The following is a 1540-nucleotide window of genomic DNA, read 5'->3' as shown; positions in this document are numbered from 1 at the left end:
GCCGCCACGGCCGCCACGGCCACCGCGGGCGCCGCGACCACCGACCCGGCGCGGTTCGCCGCCGCCGTCGAACGACGCCTGCACCTGGAGAAGGAGCTGGTCCTCGAGCCCGCGTTCTTCCACGACCTGGCCGCGGACGCCGGGCTCGAGGTGTGTGTGCGGGTCAAGCGCGGTCGTCACCGCAACGAACTCACCCGCCACCGCTACGACGTGGTGCTGCGTCGTCCGGCAGAGGCACCGGCGGCACCCGCCACCGCTGCCTCTGCCGCGTGGACGGAGCTGACCTGGGGGGTGGACGTGGTCGACCTGGCCGGGTTCGCCACGTTGCTGCGCCGCCGACAGCCGGCGCGGGTGCGTCTGGCCGGCGTGCCCGACGCCCGGGTCGCCGCCGAACTCGCCGCCATCGACCTCGTCGACACGGTCGCGGCCGAGGTGATGGGCCAGGCCGCCGAGACCCTCGCGGTGGACCCGGAGGACATCCACGTCCTCGCCGACACCCTCGGTTACACCGCCGCCCTCGCGCCGCGGTCCGGGGCGGCCGGTCTGCTCGACGCCGTCCTCGTCCAGGGGGTCGGGGTCCAGGGGGTCGGGCCAGCCGATCTGCCCTTCAGCGGGCCGTCCCCGGTGGCGGCCGCGGGTGGTGCGGCCACGACGGCGCGCACCAACGACCCGACGGCGGCGCGGGCGGCGGGGGCACTGGTGGCCCGGCTGCGCACCGACCTCGCCGCCCTGCTGCCGGACCACGCCGTGCCGTCGGCGTTCCTGACGCTGGCCGAGATCCCCCGCAACGCCAACGGCAAGCTGGACGTCGCCGCGCTGCCCGTCCCGCAGCCGGCGGCCCGCGGTTCGGGTCGCGCGCCGGCCGCCGGGGTCGAGCAGACCCTCGCCGACCTGTTCGCCGAGGTCCTCGGGCTGCCCTCGGTCGGCGCCGACGACGACTTCTTCGCCCTCGGTGGCCATTCACTGCTGGCCACCCGGGTGGCCAGCCGGGCCAGGACGACCCTGGGCGTGGAACTCGCCATCCGCGACCTGTTCGACGCGCCGACCGTCGAGGCACTGGCCGCGACGCTGACCGCTACCCTGGCCGACCGCACCGGCTCCGCCCGCCCGCCACTGCGCGCGGCCACCCCGCGACCGGCACGGATCCCGCTGTCGGCGGCGCAGCGCCGGCTGTGGCTGGTCGACCGGCTCGCCGGTGGCACCGACGCCTACACCTATCCGCTCGCGCTGCGCCTGGCCGGCCGGATCGACCTCGCCGCACTGCGGGCCGCCGTCGCCGACCTGATCACCCGACACGAGGTGCTGCGCACGGTCATCGCTACCGAGGACGGTGTGCCCCACCAGCACATCCTCGACCCCGCGGACGCCGTCAACCGCATCACCGTCACCCTCGACGACCCCGCGGACGCAGCCGGCTCCGCCAGTTCTGCCGGCCCTGTCGGTGGGGGGGGGGGGGGGGGGGGGGGGGGGGGGGGCGGGGGGCGGGGGGGGGGGGGGGGGGGGGGGGGCCCCGGCGGGGGGGGGGGGGGGGGGGGGGGGG

Annotated in this window: 1 protein-coding gene; it reads left to right on the top strand. The window is 77.9% G+C overall.

Annotated features, from left to right (window positions below; translation table 11 throughout):
- Window positions 1-1540 (top strand): phosphopantetheine-binding protein (locus ND747_RS29395; protein WP_285900618.1); only part of this gene is annotated, 1540 nt, incomplete at both ends.

This window comes from Frankia sp. R82 (assembly GCF_023716925.1).
In the GTDB taxonomy this organism is placed as follows: domain Bacteria; phylum Actinomycetota; class Actinomycetes; order Frankiales; family Frankiaceae; genus Frankia.
This window is presented reverse-complemented; position numbering and strand designations above follow the sequence as displayed.